The sequence below is a fragment of the Endozoicomonas sp. SESOKO3 genome (assembly GCF_024606255.1).
In genome coordinates this window covers 1-1,655 of the sequence record NZ_JAHHPR010000292.1, presented here as the reverse complement: position 1 = coordinate 1,655, position 1,655 = coordinate 1, and the positions used below count along the sequence as shown (strand labels likewise).

The following is a 1,655-nucleotide window of genomic DNA, read 5'->3' as shown; positions in this document are numbered from 1 at the left end:
TTTTGGAGCGGGCAGGAGGCTTTGTCACTGCCACAGGAGGATTCAATGATCATGTGGCAATCCTGCTGAAACAGGAACAAATACCCTTGATGCGGGCCGGTGGCCATTATTCGGCATTGGCCTCTCAGGAGGCTGGCCAACAGGCGACGCTGGCCTGCGCCCGTTTTAACGATGAGCCCGGAGCCTTTATTGTTGCCGGTGACCTTACCGGAAAACTGGCTTGTCACAGAAGCCTGTCCACTGCATTTTCTGATCTACCGTCAACAAAGGTCATCCCATCACGGGATGATTTATCCCCCCCAGAGGGCGCATTCCGCAAGGTCGCCAGCGGTTTTCAATGGCTCACGGATCAAAATGCCCGGCTGTTGGCATTTTTTGCCCCCGGCGGTGGACTGGATTGTCTGGCAAACCCCATAAAACTGAGCATGTCGCCACAACGATCAAAGATATTGGCAGAAACTGAGGAGATCGTACAAAGGTTGATTCATGGGGCTAAAGCACAGCTCAATGGCTACGGGGCATTCTTGCGGCTGGCGGTTAACAGCGATTCACAACAGCTCAAGTCACGGCTGGATGAGTTGCCGCAATTGATGAACCGGTTTGTGACGCTGGAACAGACCATCCAATCCGGGCTAAAGGCTATTACCCTTCCCTCGGATGATGGCAAAGAAGGACAGGTAACGTTTCGTCAGTGGGTGGCCGCCTGCCATCAGCTACAATCCTGTCTTCAGGCACTGAACCCCACTGAGGCTGAGCAGCTGCGGAGTGTCCATGACCTGATTTTTGCTCTGCATCAGCGCTTTGTAAATGCGCTGGCTCCGGTCAGTCTTGCTGCGGGTCAGGGCAGGATATCCAGGGAAGGGTCCATCACCTATCTTGATTGCACGACCCTGGACGAAAATGTGTCGATATTGAGGCCATCCGACAGAGCATTTCTTGAAAAAACACATCGTCCAGCGACTGTCGTCATTATGGATAATGCCTTGATTGTTAATCAGAAGCTTGGAAATCATTTCTGTCTTATCGAGCTACTTGAATACGCAGAAGGAGGGAAAGAACGAACCCTGCGGCTGACATTTGCTGACGAATTTGATAGTCCTGACGGCAGTGATGAGCCCAGCAAGTTAAAACGTATGTGGTTTCTGGTGAAGTTATTAAAAGCAATCGAACTGGATAAAAATGCTGATAGCATGAAGCTGAGTTTTAACGCTGTAGCGGGAGAAATTTTCGTCGAATGCTCCCAAATGAGTTCACGTGGTACTATGCAGGAGGCTTATGAAAAACTGATCATTGTGTTAAATGCTATGTATAATTTGGATCGTTGGCTGAAGGATAAAGTTATTTTTGAAGGAGATCAGTGGAACTTTGACTTGCTTGCACAACGCCTTAACAGAGATATTGCAACAGAAGCTGATAGATTCGCCTTTCGAGATTGCCTTTTTACAATCGCTTATGATTTTTGCACCATTGTTCCTGATTTCTACTCGTTATTAAGAAACCAGCACCAGCAGTTTATTAATCATGTTCAGTGTCTGTCCAAGTGTTTGAGCCGTGAATTGAAGGACGAGCTTCGGGAAATGTTCAAGAGTAATGAGATCGATGCGGACATCCGCAGGCAACTCTTACAACATCTTTTATTCAGATATCCTTCAGGC

1 protein-coding gene is annotated in these 1,655 nt (G+C 48.2%); it reads left to right on the top strand.

Annotated elements, in window-relative coordinates:
• Positions 1-1,655: hypothetical protein (locus tag KDK18_RS05300; RefSeq protein WP_257253724.1), on the top strand; the 1,655-nt coding region annotated here is incomplete at both ends.